This window comes from Streptomyces sp. YS-3 (assembly GCF_045257485.1).
GTDB lineage: Bacteria > Actinomycetota > Actinomycetes > Streptomycetales > Streptomycetaceae > Streptomyces.
Window position 1 is genome coordinate 1 of record NZ_JBJHPC010001217.1, and the last position, 543, is coordinate 543.

1 pseudogene is annotated in these 543 nt (G+C 72.7%); it reads left to right on the top strand.

The features are described 5' to 3' along the window. A pseudogene (locus ACJA3G_RS38380) lies at nucleotides 1-186 on the top strand (hypothetical protein); the annotation flags it as partial. Nucleotides 187-543 lie beyond the last annotated feature (357 nt).

Below are 543 nucleotides of genomic sequence, written 5' to 3' on the forward strand. Positions count from 1 at the left end.
CTGGTAGTCCGTGTGCAGCTGCTCCAGGACGTCCTGGAGCAGCTGCACACGGACTACCAGGGCCGGATGGTGTCGACGATGAGCTGGGGAACGAGCGGCTCCACGACGGAGTCGACGGCGGGCGACGCGGGCCGCGAGTTCCTGGACCGAATCGTGGACCACTTCTGGGCGCTGGCCCAGGGGTAGGTAGGTACGGGCCCGGGGTTCGTCTGCGGGTGGTCCTGGGCTGCTCGCGCAGTTCCCCGCGCCCCTGTTCAGGCCGGGTTTCGGCTGCGGGCCGCCCTGGGTTGCTCGCGCAGTTCCCCGCGCCCCTGTTCGGCCCGGATGTTCGGCTGCGGGCCGCCTTGGGCTGAGCGCGCAGTTCCCCGCGCCCCTGGGGGGTCGGGCTTCGCCCGGTTGTGGTGGTCTGCGGGTTGGTGGGGGCTTGTCGCGCCGTTCCCCGCGCCCCTGAAGGGCGAGGTTTCGCCCCGGGCGTGGTGGTCTGCGGGTTGTGGTGGGTTGCTCGCGCAGTTCCCCGCGCCCCTGAGGGGTCCGGCGGCACCC